The following is a 17,680-nucleotide window of genomic DNA, read 5'->3' as shown; positions in this document are numbered from 1 at the left end:
CATGGGGAGGTTGGAACATCATGGACGATGGATTTTCCGGTGCCGGTGAAATGACCACCGCAGCGGGGGTATGTTCGCTCAGCCGCCGCCGGTTCCTGGTGGGCGCTGCGGCCGGTCTTGGCGCTCTGGGGCTTGCCGGCTGCGCCAGCTCGGGCACCGATATGAGCCTGGCTGAAGCCAAGCTCGCCTATGGCCCCCTTCCCCAGGAACGCTTCCCCGTTCCGGCGGTCAATGTCGGCAAGATCAACCCGAAATATCTGCGCCGCATCGTGCGCTACGACACGGCGGAAGCCCCTGGCACGATCATCATCGATCCGCGCAATTACTACGTCTACCGCATCGAAGGCGAGGGCAATGCCACGCGTTATGGCGCCAATGTCGGCCGCCAAGGCTTTTTGTGGAGCGGGGACGCCTATATCGGGCGCAAAGCCGAATGGCCGGTCTGGACGCCGCCCCGGGAAATGATCGCGCGCCAGCCCGAGGTCGCCAAATATGCCGGCGGCATGCCCCCGGGCCTCGGCAATCCTCTAGGCGCGCGCACGCTTTATCTTTATCAGAACGGCACCTACACGCTTTACACCATCTACAGCACGATCATGCCTGAAACCATCGGCAAGGGCATTTCCAGCGGCTGTATCGGCCTGCTGACGCAGGACATGGTCCATCTTTATGAGCGGACCCCGGTCAAGACCAAGGTCGTGGTCCTCAAGGCCTGAAGCTGACGCGGCAGGCGGCTGGAGCGATCAGCGCCGCCTTTGCGTCAGCGCCATGCCCGCCAGGATCATCACCACGCCAAGGCTTGCCGCCCACAGCGTCACCGGTGCGCCGCGCAGCATGTCGAAAATGACGCCGCATACCATCTGCCCGGCGATCACGAGGAGCGTCGAATTAACGGCACCGATACGTGGCAAGAGCCAGGAGCCGGAGGCGACAAACACCACCCCGAGCGCCCCACCCGTGAAAACCCACCACGGAATAGCGGCAAGGTTGCTGGGAATGAGCCCGCCGATCACTAGGGCAATGGCACTGAGGAAAACAAAGCCGACGCCGTGATTCCAGAAGGAGGATATCAGCGGCGTGCTGGACAGGGACAACCGTCCATTGACCTGGCGGCTTAGGATCACGAGCAGACCCGCGACGAAAGCGAAGACGCTGGACGTAATCATGCGCCACCCAGTCCGAACAGGATGATGACCATGCTGCCGCCCCCGATCAGGAGCACGGCAGCGGCATCGCGCCACTCAAGGCGTCGCCGCGGCAGGCCGAGCAAGCCCCAGAAGTCGGCGGCTAGGCTAAGCACCACCTGACCGACCAGGCCCAGCGCCAGCGTGCCCGCCAGGGCGAGCGGCGAATTGACGTCGGTGGAGGTCAGCATCACGGTCGCTGCGCCCAAGATGCCCCCGAGATAAGCCCAAAGGGGTGCTTGCCCGCTTTTTCCTGCGCAGCTTGGCTTGAAGCGCGTTGTTGGCGCCAAACGATCGCCAACACCGCTACGGAAACAACCATGCCGACGCCATGGGCAAGCCAGGACGAAAACATGGGCCCGCCATAACGCCCCGCTTCGCCATTGATGAACACGGCGAGCGACAGCAAACCCCCGGTTGCAAAGGCTGCGATCAGGTGCAGCGGGTTGAGGCGCTGCGCACCAGATGACGACATGACAAGGAACCGACTCGGGTTGGGATCAAACAGCTCTAATGGTTGTGAGGCGCCGGTAGAAGTGCAATCCACCGGGCGCCCTATCCGTGCGGACAAGAAGCAATAGAACGCCCACGTCATGATGTTGCGTTGCGTCGCAGAGCACAAGATCTGCGGCAAGACCGAAGCATTCAGGTTGGGCGCGCAGCAAGGCAAGCTGCGCGCTCAAAACTATTGAGCCGGGCACATATTGGTGGGCTCGACCTTGAGGACGGGGAAGCAATCCTTCCACTGCTCGGTGCGAGTCGGCCATGGGGTCAGGAACTCCGGCGATTCTTCGTATTCAAGCACGCCCTGCGCCTGCAGGTTTTTGACCCGCCCATCGAGATATTCCTTGAGCACGGCGACCTTACCGTCGACAACCGTGGCGATCCAGACATCGTTGACCACCTGGCGGCTACCGCGCTGGATGGTGCGGAACTGAATTTCCATGGCGACCCGATTGGCTTCGGCATCAATGTAGAAAGCGTCGGCCGGCAGGAAGAAGCTCGTATCCTCGGCTTGGCCGCAAAACAGTTCGAGATCGGCGACCGCCGCATCAATGCCAAGGACGCGGCTTGTAGGATAGGAAAAGTCCACGTCCTCCGCCAAGGTCGCCCGCATCAGATCTGTATCGCAGGTGGCCCACGAACTAGCGAGGTCAAGCATCAGCGCTTGCATCTGAGCGCGGGCCGATCCTTCGGACTCGATCGTACCGGCAAACTCCACGCCCGGACGAACTTCGGCGGCGACAAGACTGGCAGCAGGCAAGCTTGCGAGAAGGGCAAGACAAGAAACGGCGAGGCACTTCAAATTACGCATTATAGTGTTGTCCCATTGAGCAAACATCTGTTCGCCCGCTTACTATGGCTGTGGCACATTCCTCCGGCAAGATGACCAGGGCCTGCGAGGCCTTCCTAGTCCAGCGAGACGTCGCTTACAGGGACGGGTTGGGCGATCCGCTACACAACTGCCTGGCCGTTAGCCCCAAAGCCGGCATCAAGAATGGCAGCCCGAGGCCGAGAGCCGGACGGGCTGTGTGGAGCTCGATCTCCCCCAACTATAGCCTGACCATGCATGAGCTCAACATAGCTGAGTGCAATCAGGGGACGGGCCGTTTGTGCGGAAAAGAGATGCAACTTTGTTGACACGACGTAGATAAGATGTTGCAGGTCCGGCAAGCAGACATGCAAGGACCGCGAGTTTGACGGGTTCACCGAAGTCCACACGGACGACACCGCATCCGCCCCGGACAGCACAGGGCGACAGAGCCTTTGGCCCAATTGTTTCCTCCCAGCATCTGGCTGAGGGCTCATCGCCGGGGCTTTCGGAACTGGAGTTCGGGGTGACGCAGGTCTTTCATGCCTTTTCGCGGTGGATGGTGCGCTGCATGACCGCAGCAGGTCAGCCGGGTTTGTCGGCTATGGAGATCCTGATCCTTCATTCCATCCGCCATGGCGACCGTCCGAAAACACTGGCCGATATTTGCCTCGTGCTCGATATCAACGACACGCATGTCGCCAGCTATGCCATCCGCAAGCTCGAAGCCGCAGGCCTGGTTCATGGCGGCCGGGCCGGCAAGGAAAAGACAGTGCGAATTTCTCAAAACGGGATCGAGCTGTGCGGTCGCTATGCGCGTATTCGGGAGGAGCTTTTGGTGCGCGCCACCTCTGCTGGTCCTTCCCAGGAAGAGCTGTCGCATATGGCCAGCGTGCTGCGGCATTTATCGGGATCCTATGACCAGGCAGCACGGGCAGCCGCAACGATATGAATACAAACGACGCCATGCTGGCGAATACCGGCTCCCCTATTCTGGAAGTCAGTGGCCTTTCGGTCGACTTTGGCGCCAACCGCGTCGTCAATGATCTATCCTTCAGCGTAAGTCCTGGAGAAACGCTCGCCATTGTCGGGGAATCGGGCTCCGGCAAGTCGGTCACCTCGCTTTCGGTGATGCGTTTGGTCGAGTACGGCAATGGACGCATCATGAGCGGCGAGATCCGCTTTGATGCCGGCAATGGCCCCCAGAACCTCGCCCAGGCCAGCGACGCCGATATGCGGCGCATTCGCGGCAATGACATCGCGATGATCTTCCAGGAGCCAATGACGTCGCTGAACCCCGTTTATACCGTGGGCAATCAGATCAGCGAAGTGTTGACGCTCCATCGCGGCCTCAGCCGGAGCGCGGCCCGCACGGAAGCCGTGCGCCTGCTGTCGCTGGTGCGCCTGGCCGACGCCGAAAGCATGCTGGACCGCTATCCCCACCAGCTGTCAGGGGGCATGCGGCAACGCGTCATGATCGCCATCGCCTTGGCCTGCCAACCCAAGGTGCTGATCGCCGACGAGCCCACCACGGCGCTCGACGTGACCATCCAGGCGCAAATTCTGGCCATTCTCGCCGATCTGCAGCGCGAACTTGGCATGGCCGTTGTTTTCATCACCCACGACATGGGCGTGGTCGCTGAGATCGCCGACCGGGTCGTGGTGATGTGGCGGGGCCGGAAGGTCGAAGAAGGTGCTGTAACCGAAATCTTCGCCAATCCCCAGCACCCCTATACCAAAACGCTTCTTGCCGCTGTTCCGCGCTTAGGGGCGATGACGGGCCGCGACTTGCCGCGGCGCCTAGCTTTGACGGTAATGGATGGTGAAATCCCCCGAACGATCGGCGAGGATCGCGATCACCAAACAGCCGAACTGTCCGCCGCTGCCATCGCCGAAATCCGCGATCTCACCGTGCGATTCGACGTTGGCAAAACGCTGTTGGGCCGCGTCACGCATCGGGTCCACGCCGTGGAACATGTCAGCCTCAACCTCCGGCCGGGCGAGACTCTTGCGCTGGTGGGAGAATCCGGCTCGGGCAAATCCACCATTGGTCGCACCCTGCAGGGCCTGCAGCCCGCCACATCGGGACAGATCTTTTATCAGGGCCGTTCCGTGGCCGACCTGACCGGCGCCGATGCCATGCGCCTAAAGCGGGAAATCCAGTATATCTTTCAGGATCCCTTCGCTTCGCTCGATCCGCGCAAGAGCGTTGGCTTCTCCATCGCCGAGCCGATCCGGACCCATGGCCTGATCAAGGACGAGAAAGCGTTGCAGGCGCGTGTCGCCGAGCTTCTGGTCAAGGTCGACCTCGACCCGAGCGTCGCCAGCCGCTATCCGCACCAATTCTCGGGCGGCCAGCGTCAGCGTATTTCTATCGCTCGGGCACTCAGCTGCGATCCTAAGCTGATCATTGCCGATGAGGCGCTTTCAGCTCTCGACGTCTCCGTACAGGCCCAGGTTATCGAGCTGATGATGGCGCTGCAGGAAGAGCGTTCCCTAGCCTACCTGTTCATTAGCCATGACATGGCCGTGGTCGAGCGCATGGCACATCGGGTCGCGGTGCTTTACCTCGGCCAGGTGGTGGAAATCGGCTCCCGCCGGCAAGTGTTCGAGAATGCCATGCACTCCTACACACGCCGCCTTCTCGCCGCTGTGCCGCGCGCCGAACCGGGCAAGGATCGGGGACGGACCCTGATGGAAGGGGAGATTCCCAGTCCCGTGCGACCCGTCGGACAGGAACCAACAGTGCTGAGCTACCGCGAAGTCGCGCCCGGGCACCTGGTTGCGATTGAAGACTGATCGGCCCCAGATTCAACAGGAGAGAAAACATGAAACTTTGGCACAAAGCCCTTACGGGAGCGCTCTTGTCGAGCGTCCTGGCGCTCAGCGTGACCGGCACTGCCTTAGGGCAAGGAGCGGGCACCCTCAACATCGCCACCCCTCAGGATCCCGGCAGCTGGGATCCGATCGACACTTTCCTCGTTAACTGGTCCGCCGTCGCCAACAATGTTTTCGATGGCCTCGTGGCACGCACGCCCGAGCTTGAGATTGTGCCGGCGCTCGCGACCGAATGGGAGATCAGCGAGGACGGGCTCACCTACACGTTCAAGCTGCGCGAAGGCGTGAAATTCCACAATGGCGAGGCGTTCGACGCCGATGCTGTCAAGTTCACCTTTGATCGCCTCCTGGGCGAAGAAGGCGCCGTGGGCCCGCAGCAGTCCAACTACAACTCCATCGAAAGCGTCGAAGTGGTCGACCCGAAGACGGTGGTTTTGCATCTGTCGCAGCCCGACCCGGTCCTGCTCACCAAGCTGACCGGTTATGGCGCGATGATCGTGCCGCCCGACTATATCGCCGAAAAAGGCGATGAGGTCTTCAACACCCAGCCGGTCGGCACCGGGCCGTTCCGCATGGCCTCCTACGAGGCGCGCAACCAGGTGACTTTGGAAGCTTTCCCCGAATTCTGGGGCGAAGCACCCAAGCTGCAAAGCGTAGTGTTCCGCTTCATCACCGAGCCCTCCACGGCTGTAGCCGAACTGCAGTCCGGCCGCATCGACATGGTGATCCCGCCTTCCGTTCCGGTCGGCTCCATCCCCACCATTGAACAGGCCCCCAACCTCAAGGTCGTTTCGGTCCCCGGCCCCACGGTATATTCCCTGCGCTTCAAGACCGATGAAGGCATCACGGCCGACGAGCGCGTTCGCCGTGCTCTCGTGATGGCTGTCGATCGCGACACCATCATCGAAGCGATCCTCGCGGGCCAGGCGACCCCGATCTCGTCGTTCCAGTCGGCTCAGACCTTTGGTAACGACCCCGATCTGGAGCCCATCCCGTTTGACCCGGAAGGCGCCAAGGCGCTGCTGGCCGAGGCGGGAGTCGAACCGGGTGCCACCGTCCAGATCGACGTGCGCGGCAACGACGCCACCTTCAATGAAGTGGCGCAGGCCGTGGCTGCCTATCTGTCCGCAGTCGGCATTACGGCAACCATCCAGCCCTATGAAACCAATGTCTTGCTCAACGACATCATTCCCGCCGGTCGCACTGGCGCGATGTGGCAGCAGTCCTGGGGCGCATGGACGTTCGACTACGACAACACCGCCTATCTGATGTACCACGAAGGCGAGAAGTGGAACCCGTATGGCAACGATCCCGAGTTGGACGCACTACTGGAATCCCAGCGCAGCATGACCAATGTCGCCGAACGCGAGACTGTACTGAAGCAGATCGCAAAATATGTCGCCGACCAAGCGCTGGAAATGCCGCTCTACAACGTCAACCAGATCTACGCGGTCAGTGACCGGGTCGGCAATTTTGTTGCCCCGCCCGATAGCCGCTTGCGCCTGACCGACGTCACCGTCGAATAGTTCGAGACCTTTTAAACTCGCCGCTCCGCTATCGAAGCGGGGCGGCTCATGCACTTCCGGGGTGAAGCGATGGCAGGTTTCCTTATCAAGCGGTTGTTGCAGGCAGCCTTCGTCGTCTTCGCCGTCACGCTGATTGTCGCCTTTGCCATTCGGCTCACCGGCGACCCTGCCCTGATGCTGAGCCAAGGGGCCGGCAGTATCACTGAAGCCGATCTGCAGCGCATTCGGGTGGGCCTGGGCATCGATCGGCCCTTCCTGGTGCAGTATTTCGATTTCTTGGGCGGCATTTTCACCGGCGATCTCGGCCGCTCTTTCATGGGCGGTACACCCGTCAGTCAACTCATTGGCCGGGCGTTGCCCGCAACCTTGTCCCTGGCACTCACCTCCCTCGTCGTTTCAATCCTGGTCTCGATCCCGCTGGGGGTGGCTTCAGCAACCCATCGTGGCAAATGGCCCGACCAGCTCATTCGCGTGTTGTCGCTGGTTGGGCTGTCCTTTCCCAATTTCTGGCTTGCCATCATGCTGGTGCTGCTGTTGTCCATCACCTTCCAATGGCTGCCGCCAAGCGGCCTCGAAGGTTGGCAGAGCTTCATCATGCCAGCGCTCACCATGGCAATCATCCTGACGGCAACCAATGTCCGCCTGGTGCGCACCTCCATGCTGGAGATCTTGCAGCAGCAATATGTGCTGGTCGCTCGGGCAAAAGGGCTCTCCGAACGCGCCGTGCTCTACAAGCATGCACTGCGAAACAGCGCTATTCCCCTGATCACCTATCTGGGCCTGCAATTCGGCGGCCTTCTGGGCGGCATCGTCGTGGTGGAGCGCGTGTTCAACTGGCCGGGCATGGGCACGCTGGCCTTTGATGCGGTTTCTGCGCGCGACTACCCGGTACTGCAAGGCGTCATAGTGGTGCTTTCGCTGATGATCGTACTGGTCAACCTTCTGGTCGACATCGCTTATGGCCTGGTCGATCCGCGCATTCGGACGGAGTAGAACCGTGAGCGAAATTGCACTCAAGCCGCATCCGCTTTCCGCCTTTCGCTCGGTCGAACTCCTGGTGGGTCTCGTAATTGTCGGCAGCATTGCGCTAGCGGTCATCTTCGCTCCCCTGCTGTTTCCCGATGGTGGGACGGGCGTGAACCTGATGGCGCGTCTCACGCCGCCCTTCACCAACGCGGCCCATCTCTTTGGCACCGACCCTCTTGGTCGTGACGTTCTGGCCCGCGTGGTATGGGGGGGCCGCATATCGCTCCTTGTGGGCGTGGTTTCGGTTGCCGGCGCGGTTGTCATCGGGGTCGTCATGGGCCTTGTTGCCGGCTATTACCGCGGCATCTGGGATATCCTCGTCATGCGCTTTGCCGATATCCAGCTGGCGCTGCCCTTTATTCTGCTCGCCATCACCTTCATGGCCATCATTGGCGGTGGGCTGACCAACATCATCATCCTCATGATCGTCTCCCAATGGGTGCAATATGCACGCATCGTGCGCGGCCAGGTGCTGACGCTGCGCGAGCGTGAGTTCGTGCTGTCGGCTCGCTCCTTTGGCGTGTCGGGGTTCAACCTGATCCGTCATCACCTGCTGCCCAATCTGCTGGGGCCCGTCGTCGTCCTGATGACGCTCAACATCGCCAACAACATCCTACTGGAATCAAGCCTCACCTTTCTCGGGCTCGGCGTTGATCCATCCACGCCCTCTTGGGGCGGCATGCTGGCCGATGGCCGCACTTACCTGCAGACCGCATGGTGGGTTAGCGTCTTTCCCGGCCTTGCCATCTTCCTGACCGTGCTCGGCCTCAACCTCCTGGGTGACTGGCTGCGCGACCGTCTCGATCCTACTGGAAGAACCAGCCGATGAGCTTCCCACTTTGCCAGACCTTCCCGTCCACCATTGAGGAGATCACCGCCCGCTTCGCCGATGCCACTGACATCGAAGCTTGGCTCTTTGCCGACGAAGCCTCGCGCCGCGCGGCGGAATTCAAGCTCGCGGCAAACGGTGTTCGGGCGCGGTTTCGCTCTGCCTACAAGCCACTGGTCCACGCCTTTCTGGAAGAGATCGACCTGGCTGGTGTCACCGCGGTGGAAATAACCTATCCTGTTCACCCTCAAGGGGAGCCTGGGCGATTCCTGCTCGAAGCTTACCCGCTCGCCGGTCTTTTGGCCGTGCCGGTCCGCTTCACCCCCCGAGCTGACGCCGACCTTCACTATGACGTCGTTCTCCTGCACGAGGATGGCAGTTCGGCAAGCCTGGAGGTACAAGCGCCAAACCGTGTCCATGTGGATCACACGGGAGCGCAGGTGCTTTCTCCCACAGGTTGGGTGCGGGTGGAGCGCGCGGGTGTAACGGTAGCGGACGAGCGGATTGACACCGACTTTGAGGCGCTGTTTGCAACAGCGATCAAAGCAATTGTTGAGCATGCGTGGGGCCCTACCGAGCCATTCTTTGACGAGCTACGCATTGCCGTGACATTGCCGATTGCCGACCGGCCCCTGCCCCTCGGCGAGGAGGTGATCAGCCTAACCGAAGCACTGCATGAGGATCTTTACTTCTCAGGTCTCGAGATTTTTCATAGCAAGTCTGGTCGGCCGTCTGGGGACCGGGGCCTGCAGCCCGGCCGCATTGTCCCGGTGGTCAGCTATGGGCTTGGGCCTGCGCGCCTCGATATCTCCTTGCGCCATCATAGCCACGCTTTGCCCTCGGCACCCCGCCAGTCCTTGGAAACCGCGACGGCTCCGATTGCCTTTGATGATGTGAATGAGGGACTTGAAGCGGTCGGCGGCGAGGTTTTTACCGGCACCTCCTACTGCGGGCGCACTGTATCGGGGCGCTATCACCTCGGGTCAGATGCCCCTGTTCTTGTTTCCGGCGGCCAACATCCCAATGAGCCAACCGGCGTGGTCGGCGCCTTGCGGGCGGCCCAACGCCTCGCGCGTCGCAAGAATGCCCACTTCAGCGTCGTGCCGCTCGAGAACCCCGATGGTTATGCCCTCGCCCGTGAACTTTACGAGGTCGAGCCGCGCCACATGCATCACGCCGCCCGCTACACGGCGCTCGGCGACGACCTTGAATACCGGCAGGCCGGCCCGCTTTATGAACGGGACGTCCGCGAGCAGATGCTGGCGCTGTGCGGCCCTGCCCTGCATGTCAACCTTCATGGCTATCCCGCTCACGAGTGGACGCGGCCGCTGACCGGATATGTGCCACGCAATTTTGCCCTGTGGACCGTGCCAAAAGGCTTCTTTCTGGTCCTGCGGCACCAGCCCGGCTATCGCGCCCAATCCGAACGTCTAGCGCGCGAGGTAGCCCGACGACTCAATGGGGTTCCTGGCCTCGCCGAACTTAACGCGAGGCAGATCGAGCTTTATCGGGCCCATGCTGGTGCACTAACCTTCGACATTTACTCCGGCTTTCCGGTGAACATCACTGAATTCCCTGACCTGAAAGTGCCGGTGACGCTCATCACGGAATACCCCGATGAAACCATCTACGGAGATGCTTTCCAGCTGGGCCATGAAGCCCAGACCCAGACCGTTCTAGCCGCCTATGATGTTTGGCAGGAGATCGCAAACGACCGGCGGCAATAACGGTCGCCTCCAATCGCAGCCGAAGTAAACCTTCGCCTCGCTGAGGGGCAGAGGCTTACATAAACATGCTGGAGTGCTGATTTTCCAGATCGGGTAGATCGTCCAGTATGCTCCCCAAGTGCTCGGCCATGGCCGTCTGGGCCCGCTGCACATCATGGGCGTCGATGGCCTCCATGATCGCCTGATGCTCGCGCACCCGGCGTTGCATGTCGGCTTCCCGCTGCAAGGTTAAATTGCAGACCCGATCCATATGCGTTTTCATGTCCGCGATGGCTCTCCAAGCCATGCCGACGCCAGCCCCAGTGGCCACGGCAATATGGAACGCCTCATCATGCTCGCGAAAGGCGGCGTGATCGAGCCGGCTGGATGCCTCCTCCTGCTTCACCAGCAGATTGGCGATGCGCTTGCGTTGCCAAGGGTCGAAGGACTGCGCCGCTCGCGCCACGACAGCAACTTCCAAGGACTGCCGCACGAACAGGGCTTCGGTCATTTCCTGAGCTGAGATGCGAGCAACCACGGTGCCTCGATGGGGCCTTATCTCGATCAGCCGCGAATTAGCCAACCGGATCAGCGCCTCGCGGACAGGCTGTCGTGACACGCCCAAGCGGGTGGCGATCTCCTGCTCGGAGAGGCGGGAGCCAGGCAGCAGCTCCAACTCGATGATGGCGCGGCGAAGGTCTTTCTCGATGGTCACGGCAGCGCTCTCGCCGCTCTCGGCCATCTGGATATCCAAGGTCATCGTACAAGTCTCATCCCGATTGACAGCTCACATGCAGCCGCCATACGGTACCATACAATTCCATACAGGGCGCAATGAACGTCCGGCACATCTGAGGAGAGGCGGGTTTGACCCGCAATGGCGATGAACATCCAGTCCCGCTTTCAGCCCAATTTTGTATCGCCAAACCTTAGTGATCCGCGATTGGCGAGTAAACGTAGCTATCGTATGGTGATCGATGGCGTGCCTTGCGATGCTCAGTCGGGCAGGGTTTTTGAGCGGGACAGCCCAGGCCACCGGGGCAAAGTTGTAGGCGTGTGGCCCGCGGGTGGCCCAGCAGACGCTGCTTTGGCTATCAGCGCTGCCCGTCGGGCTTTCGACGATGGTCCCTGGCCGCGCATGAGCGGAGCGGAGCGCTCAACCATCTTGCACCGCGTGGCCGCAGGGATCTTGGCTGATCTAGACGAGTTGGCGCTGATCGAATGCCTCGAAACGGGCAAGCCGCTGAGCCAGGCGCGTGGGGAGATCGGATACTGCGCTGATTTGTGGACCTATGCGGCTGGTCAATGCCGCGGCCTTGAGGGGGACACCCACAATTCAATCGGCGAAAACCGACTGGGACTCGTGCTGCGCGAACCTGCTGGGGTGGTTGGCATTATTACCCCGTGGAATTTTCCATTCATCATCGTGTCCGAGCGCGTTCCGTGGGCGCTGGGTGCGGGCTGCACCGTTGTCGTGAAGCCCAGCGAATTCACCTCTGGCACCACAATTCGTTTGGCCGAGATTGCCCTCCAAGCTGGGCTGCCCCCCGGTGTGTTCAACGTCATAACCGGATACGGCCCCGAAGTTGGACAGGTCCTGGCGGAAGATCCGCGAGTGGACGTTCTGGCCTTTACCGGATCGGTTCGGGTCGGCACCGAGTTGGCGAGCATTGCTGCGGGCAGTGTCAAGCGAGTGGGCCTGGAACTGGGTGGCAAGGGGCCGCAGATCGTCTTTGCCGACGCGGACCTTGAGGCTGCGGCCGACGGGATCGCCTATGGCGTCTACCACAATGCCGGCCAATGCTGCATTTCCGGCAGCCGCCTTATCGTTGCCAATGCCATTCGCCCGGCGCTGCTGGAGCGCCTACTCGACATTTCGCGGCGCCTGCCCTTTGGCGATCCCCTTGGCGCAACCACACGATTTGGCGCCATGGTTTCCCAGCAGCATACCGAGAAGGTCTCAAGCTATGTGGCGGCAGGGGTGGCGGAAGGAGCCGAATTGCTGCTCGGCGGCGACATGGTCGATGCCAAGTCGGGCAATTTCTTTGCCCCGACCGTGTTCGACCGGGTGCGCCCGGACATGCGCATTGCCCAAGAGGAGATCTTTGGACCCGTTCTGGCAACCATAGGTTTTGACGCGCCCGAAGAAGCCGTTGCCCTTGCTAATGGGACCCCTTTTGGGCTGTCGGCCAGCGTCTGGTCGCGCGACCTTGAAACCGCGATTCAGACCACGCGCAAGCTGCGGGCGGGCCGCTGCTGGATCAACTCCGTTATCGACGGAACACCCGAACTGCCGATCGGTGGCTACAAAAAGAGCGGCACTGGCCGGGAACTCGGCCGCTATGGCTTTGACGAATATTCCCAGTTCAAGGGTCTGCATATGACCCTTGGACGCGGGCAACCGTGGTTCGAGCACTGAGGAGCGCTGCACGACCGAAAACTGGCGGCGGGCTCCGGATCGGAACACGCCGTTCGACCCGGACCTGAGGAGGACCCGGGGCAATTCAAAGGGAGGACTAATCCATGAAACTGACTAAGTTTAAGTGCGCCTTGCTGGGAGGCTGCGCCCTGTTCGCCAGCCTAGGAGGAGCGATGGCGCAGGATCAGGAGCCGGTTAAGGCGACCATGATCATCTATCTCGATCCGAGCGTGCAGTTCTTCAATCCCGTGGTCAAAGGCGCGCAAGACGCTGCCGCCGCGTTCAATGTTGATCTGGACGTGCAATATGCCAACAACGACCCAGTGCGCCAGAATGATCTGATCGAAACGGCCGCGGCCACGGGCGTGGATGGGATCGCCGTGTCCATCTCCAGTTCGGATGCATTCGACGACAGCATTTGCGCGGCAGTCGAAGCCGGCATCGTGGTGATCGGCTTTAATAATGACGACCTGGAAGGCCGCGATGGCAATTGCCGGCAGGCCTATGTTGGCATGGATGAGTTCGCCTCCGGCTACGAACTGGGCAACCGGATGATCGAGGAATTTGGTCTCAAGGAAGGGGACACGGTCTTCAACCCACGCGAAATTCCCGAGGCAAGCTTCGCCGTGGCGCGCGGCGGCGGCATTGAAAAGGCTATGGGGGAACACGGTATCACTGTTGAAACAGTGCGTGCCGGCCTGGACCCCGCAGAAGCTCAGAACATCATGGCACAGGCGCTGATCGCCAATCCAAACATCAAGGCCGTGTTCGGCACTGGTTCGGTCACCTCCACTGTTGGGGCTGGCGCCATTCGCGACGCTGGGGTGGACGTGCCGTTTGGCGGCTTTGATCTAGCGATCGAAATTGCAGACGCGGTGGAAACGGGCGCGATGTTCGCCACCATGGACCAGCAACCCTATCTCCAGGGCTACTACCCCATCGCCCAGATCGCCATGGCCAAGCGCTACGGTTTGACCCCGACAGATGTCGACACCGGACAGGGCGCGTTCCTGGACCAAGGCCGCATTGGCGCCGTCAAGCCACTGATCGGTACCTATCGCTAACGGGATCTGCCCCGGCCCACAGGGCCGGGGCTTGCCTTCAGAACTGGATATCACCGTGACCGAACTTTCCCCTGCTCGCGCCCTTGCGCCGAAGCGGACGGCAGCGACGTGGCTGCACGATTTGCTGTCGATGCCTGCAGGTGCGATCCTGCTGGTGTTTGTTGTCGTGCAACTCGCCTGCATCATCGCCGGGCTCTTGTTCCCTGACACCTTCCGCTACCTGTCGCCGCAGAACATGGGCATCATGATGCGCTCGGTCCCCGTACTGGGTTGCCTGGCGCTTGGCGCCGGCGTGCTGATGATCGCCGGGGAGTTCGATCTGTCCATCGGTTCGGTCTACACGTTAACTGCCGTGGTCATGGCGGTGCTGGTGGGCCAAGGCGTGGACGCCTTTCTTGCCGCCCCTGTCGGCCTGCTTGTCGGTGCTGCGATCGGGTTGGGCAATGGAGCGCTGACGCTGCGCTTCAATCTGCCATCCTTTATCGTCACCCTGGGGGGGTTGTTGTTCTGGCGGGGCGCGGTGCTGCTGATCAACGGCGCCGTGCAGGTGCGCTTTGATCCCAATCCGGTGTTCCAGGCCATGTTTGGCGGCACAGTACTCGGCATCAACGCCGCATTTATCTGGTTTGTCGGGCTCTGCCTGGTGTTCTGGGCCATGCTGCACCGGCACCGTTTTGGCAATCATGTGTTCGCGACAGGCGGCAATCGCTCGGCAGCAACAGCGATCGGCGTCAACACCGCCCGGGTCAAGCTGATGGCCTTCGCCCTTGCCGGCTTCATGGCCGCTTTTGCCGGTATCCTCGCGACCACCCGCGTTGGTAGCGTGCAACCGGGACAGGGAGCCGGGCTGGAGCTGCAGGCGATCGCCGCTTGCGTCATCGGTGGGCTCTCCCTACGCGGCGGGCGCGGCTCAATCCTGGGCGTGTTCCTCGGGGTGATGCTGATCTTCACCATTACCGACGTGCTGCTGCTTATGCGCGCGCCTGGCTTTTATCTCGACATGTTCATCGCCACGCTGATCGTGGTGGCCTCGATCTTCAACCATGGGCTCGATCGCCGGGGAGCTTCCATATGAGCCTGTTGGCCCTGCACAATATCAACAAGTCCTTTGGACCCCTCAAGGCGCTGACCGATCTCAGCTTTGAAGTCGGGCATAGTGAGGTTGTGGGCCTGCTTGGCGATAACGGGGCTGGCAAGTCGACCACGGTCAACATGATCTCGGGCATCCACCAGCCGAGTTCGGGCTATATCTCGGTGGAGGGGCAGCGGCACGAGTTTACCTGCCGGCGCGACTCCGCCGAAGCGGGCATTGAAACCATTTACCAGAACACCGCTCTTGTGGATTGCCTGTCCATCTCACGCAACATCTTTCTGGGGCGAGAACTCACCGACCGCTTCGGTTTTCTTGACCTCAAACGCATGCGCGAGATTACCATGCAGGTGCTTGAAAGCGCAGTGCATATTTCGGGTATCGACAGTCCCGACAAGCTGGTGGGCGATCTCTCGGGCGGCCAGAAACAGGCGGTCGCAATTGCTCGCGCCGTGTTCTTCAAACGACGCGTCCTTCTCCTCGATGAGCCCACCTCGGCGCTTTCCGTGCGTGAAACAGAAGCCCTCCTGCATCAGGTGCTTAAGCTCAAGGCAGAAGGGGTCTCGAGCGTGCTCGTGACCCACAACCTCTACCACGCCTATCAGGTCTGTGACCGCTTCGTGATCATGAGCCACGGCACCAAGGTTTGTGACGTGGCCAAGGCCGACACCACCATCGAGGAACTGACGCAGCATGTGGTGCTGACATGAGTATTCCGCTGCCTGCCGGTTTCATCGAAAAAGACCGGGACCACCCCCTGCCCCCCTCGGTGCCGAACCACTTTGCCGCAATTCTGCCTGCAAGATGAACGGGTTCTGAACGACAGATGACCGCGGTCTTGTTAAACGCGGTAACGAGGCGCGGGGGAGCCGGTTTGACTGGCGGCGAACAGTGCTTCGGAGGTTGCGGCGTATTGGTGCCAGAGCTCGATGTCCGCCACTGACGGCAAGGTGACATCTTCGCCGCTATCCAGACCGGCCAGAGCCGCGTCGACCATCGTATCTGCGCTCATGATCAGTTCTGCCGGGATTTGGTCGAGCGGCATGATCGAGCCATCGTAAATCTCGGTGGCGACACCAGCGGGCAGCACTGCCTGCACCTGGATGGCTGTGTCCTTGAGCTCCTGCTGCAGTCCGCTCGTGAACAGCAAGACGAAAGCCTTGGTTCCGGCATAGATGGAGGAGAGGGGCAAAGCCTGGAATGCCAGGACCGAGCTGATATTGATGATGGTGCCTCGGTTTCGTGCCATGAATCCCGGCAGAGCGGCGTGGGTGAGACGCGTCAGCGCGGACACGTTCAGCGACAACATGGTGCTGATCCCCTCGGACGACAGCTCGGCCGTGCCCCCGATGTGGGTCAGGCCTGCATTGTTGACCAGCATGTCTATAGACGTATCGGACGCCAGAACTTCGGCCACCCGTGTGATGCCGTCATCCGTGGCGAGGTCGGCAACCAGTGGTCGTGCGCTGATGCCGTAGCTGCTGATGAGTTCGGCGGCCAACTGCTCGAGCCGTTCGGCGCGGCGCGCGACAAGGATGAGGTCGTGCCCACGGGCTGCTAATCGGCGCGCATAGGCAGCTCCGATGCCGGAGGACGCTCCGGTAACAAGAGCAGTGCTGGAAAGGGACATGATTGATCTCCAAGGTTGATGCCGAGGAGATAGACCCGAATTGGCTTCTGCATTAGGCTGATAGATCTGATAGGGTTCATTGGCTGGGCCGATAGATGAGACGCCAGGACTTGAGCGACCTCCTTGCCTTCCAGGCTGTCGCCGAAGAGCAGAGCTTTACGCGGGGCGCCAAGCGCCTTGGCTTGTCGCAAGCGACGCTCAGTCAAACGATCAGCAAGCTTGAGCAACGCCTTGGCTTCAGGCTTTTGGCGCGCACAACGCGCAGCGTTCGGGCCACCGAGGCGGGACAGCGCTTGCTCGACACGCTTAGACCGGCACTCGCCGGGCTTGAAGCAGAGATCGAGGCGCTCGCGGGGTTAAGCGATACGCCAACTGGCACCATCCGCCTGACCACCATCCGCTTTCCCGCCAAGTCCCTGGTCCTGCCAGCCCTCGAGGCGTTCCGGATGGCTTATCCCCGGGTGAAGGTGGAGATATTCGCCGACGACGCCTTTGCCGATATCGTCGCCGGCGGTTTTGATGCCGGAATCCGGTTTGGCCACCAGATTGAACAGGACATGGTGGCAGTGCCGATCGGGCCGGACGCCCGCGCTGCGGTCGTGGCGACACCGGAGTATTTCGCCCGCTATCGGGTTCCCAAGGACCCCTGGGATCTCGCCCGCCACGACTGCATCAACTTCCGCATGGCGAGCGCTGGAAACATCGCCAGGTGGCACTTTTCGCAAGGCGGGCGCCCCCTCGACGTCGCGGTGGACGGCACCCTGGTGGTCAACGACGGGGACACTCTGGAGGCAGCCGCTTTGGCCGGATACGGGCTGGCTTATGTTTTCGAGGATCAAGTGGCCGATCATCTCAGCAGCGGGCGGCTCGTGCGGTGTCTCGAGGATTGGTGCCCGCCTTCGCCGGGCTATCATCTTTACTATCCATCGCGGCGGCAACGGACCCCCGCACTGGTCGCCCTGGTCGATATGCTGCGTTACCGCCCCTGAGTGGATGGAAAAGCGGACAATACCCCTGCCAGCACGGGCAAGCTTGAGGGCATTTCGATCAACCTCC

Annotated in this window: 16 protein-coding genes and 1 pseudogene; 12 read left to right on the top strand and 5 right to left on the bottom strand. The window is 61.3% G+C overall.

The window, feature by feature from the left end; genetic code table 11:
* Positions 1-20 precede the first annotated feature (20 nt).
* Positions 21-716 (top strand): L,D-transpeptidase, encoded by a 696-nt coding sequence (locus HRQ64_RS19480; RefSeq protein WP_172125804.1) that lies wholly within the window; start codon positions 21-23, stop codon positions 714-716.
* A 27-nt stretch (positions 717-743) separates the two neighbouring features.
* Here HRQ64_RS19480 and HRQ64_RS19475 read toward each other — a convergent pair whose 3' ends face one another.
* From HRQ64_RS19475 to HRQ64_RS19465, 3 genes and pseudogenes are all read right to left on the bottom strand, one after another.
* Positions 744-1,166 carry a DMT family transporter gene (locus HRQ64_RS19475; RefSeq protein WP_127754412.1) on the bottom strand — a complete coding sequence of 141 codons (423 nt, stop codon included), beginning with the start codon at positions 1,164-1,166 and terminating at the stop codon, positions 744-746.
* Positions 1,163-1,659: pseudogene (locus HRQ64_RS19470) on the bottom strand (DMT family transporter). The gene HRQ64_RS19475 and the pseudogene HRQ64_RS19470 overlap by 4 nt, the downstream one beginning before the upstream one ends.
* A 210-nt stretch (positions 1,660-1,869) precedes the next feature.
* The gene (locus HRQ64_RS19465) at positions 1,870-2,499 is read right to left on the bottom strand and encodes a nuclear transport factor 2 family protein (protein ID WP_206524648.1); all 630 of its coding nucleotides are present in this window, start codon (positions 2,497-2,499) and stop codon (positions 1,870-1,872) included.
* 460 nt (positions 2,500-2,959) lie between these two features.
* Between HRQ64_RS19465 and HRQ64_RS19460 the strand changes: the two genes are divergently transcribed.
* The 6 genes from HRQ64_RS19460 to HRQ64_RS19435 all read left to right on the top strand — a co-directional run bounded on the left by HRQ64_RS19460 (position 2,960) and on the right by HRQ64_RS19435 (position 10,442).
* A complete protein-coding gene (locus HRQ64_RS19460; RefSeq protein ID WP_349236756.1) occupies positions 2,960-3,448 on the top strand; it encodes a winged helix DNA-binding protein in 489 nt (162 codons plus the stop codon).
* Positions 3,445-5,295: an ABC transporter ATP-binding protein gene (locus HRQ64_RS19455; RefSeq protein WP_248307254.1), complete on the top strand. Its 1,851-nt coding sequence runs from the start codon at positions 3,445-3,447 to the stop codon at positions 5,293-5,295. Before HRQ64_RS19460 ends, HRQ64_RS19455 begins: the two co-directional genes overlap by 4 nt.
* A gap of 29 nt (positions 5,296-5,324) precedes the next feature.
* Positions 5,325-6,860, top strand: a complete 1,536-nt coding sequence (locus HRQ64_RS19450) for an ABC transporter substrate-binding protein (protein ID WP_172125800.1) — start codon at positions 5,325-5,327, stop codon at positions 6,858-6,860.
* Positions 6,861-6,929: 69 nt separating this feature from the next.
* Positions 6,930-7,853 (top strand): ABC transporter permease, encoded by a 924-nt coding sequence (locus tag HRQ64_RS19445; RefSeq protein WP_172125798.1) that lies wholly within the window; start codon positions 6,930-6,932, stop codon positions 7,851-7,853.
* A 13-nt stretch (positions 7,854-7,866) separates the two neighbouring features.
* Complete coding sequence (locus HRQ64_RS19440; protein WP_349236755.1) at positions 7,867-8,715, top strand: ABC transporter permease; 849 nt, start codon at positions 7,867-7,869, stop codon at positions 8,713-8,715.
* Entirely contained in the window at positions 8,712-10,442 is a 1,731-nt protein-coding gene (locus HRQ64_RS19435; RefSeq protein ID WP_172125794.1) for a peptidase M14, read from the top strand. The genes HRQ64_RS19440 and HRQ64_RS19435 overlap by 4 nt, the downstream gene beginning before the upstream one ends.
* A gap of 55 nt (positions 10,443-10,497) precedes the next feature.
* Here the strand turns inward: HRQ64_RS19435 and HRQ64_RS19430 are convergent, their stop codons facing one another.
* Entirely contained in the window at positions 10,498-11,163 is a 666-nt protein-coding gene (locus HRQ64_RS19430; RefSeq protein ID WP_248307255.1) for a GntR family transcriptional regulator, read from the bottom strand.
* Positions 11,164-11,388: 225 nt separating this feature from the next.
* On the opposite strand from HRQ64_RS19430, the gene HRQ64_RS19425 reads away from it, so the two are divergent.
* The 4 genes from HRQ64_RS19425 (at position 11,389) to HRQ64_RS19410 (ending at position 15,704) form a co-directional block, all read left to right on the top strand.
* Complete coding sequence (locus HRQ64_RS19425; RefSeq protein WP_172125844.1) at positions 11,389-12,840, top strand: aldehyde dehydrogenase family protein; 1,452 nt, start codon at positions 11,389-11,391, stop codon at positions 12,838-12,840.
* 104 nt (positions 12,841-12,944) lie between these two features.
* The gene (locus HRQ64_RS19420; protein ID WP_172125792.1) at positions 12,945-13,904 is read left to right on the top strand and encodes a substrate-binding domain-containing protein; all 960 of its coding nucleotides are present in this window, start codon (positions 12,945-12,947) and stop codon (positions 13,902-13,904) included.
* A gap of 124 nt (positions 13,905-14,028) precedes the next feature.
* Entirely contained in the window at positions 14,029-14,979 is a 951-nt protein-coding gene (locus tag HRQ64_RS19415) for an ABC transporter permease (RefSeq protein WP_349236754.1), read from the top strand.
* Positions 14,976-15,704 (top strand): ATP-binding cassette domain-containing protein, encoded by a 729-nt coding sequence (locus tag HRQ64_RS19410; RefSeq protein WP_172125790.1) that lies wholly within the window; start codon positions 14,976-14,978, stop codon positions 15,702-15,704. The genes HRQ64_RS19415 and HRQ64_RS19410 overlap by 4 nt, the downstream gene beginning before the upstream one ends.
* 131 nt (positions 15,705-15,835) lie before the next feature.
* Here the strand turns inward: HRQ64_RS19410 and HRQ64_RS19405 are convergent, their stop codons facing one another.
* Positions 15,836-16,624 carry an SDR family oxidoreductase gene (locus HRQ64_RS19405; protein WP_172125788.1) on the bottom strand — a complete coding sequence of 263 codons (789 nt, stop codon included), beginning with the start codon at positions 16,622-16,624 and terminating at the stop codon, positions 15,836-15,838.
* Between the two features lie 95 nt (positions 16,625-16,719).
* On the opposite strand from HRQ64_RS19405, the gene HRQ64_RS19400 reads away from it, so the two are divergent.
* Entirely contained in the window at positions 16,720-17,613 is an 894-nt protein-coding gene (locus HRQ64_RS19400) for a LysR family transcriptional regulator (RefSeq protein WP_172125786.1), read from the top strand.
* Positions 17,614-17,680 lie beyond the last annotated feature (67 nt).

This window comes from Devosia sp. 919 (assembly GCF_013185965.1).
Taxonomy (GTDB): domain Bacteria; phylum Pseudomonadota; class Alphaproteobacteria; order Rhizobiales; family Devosiaceae; genus Devosia.
The sequence above is the reverse complement of the archived record's forward strand: the minus strand, read 5'-3'. Positions and strand labels throughout refer to the sequence as shown.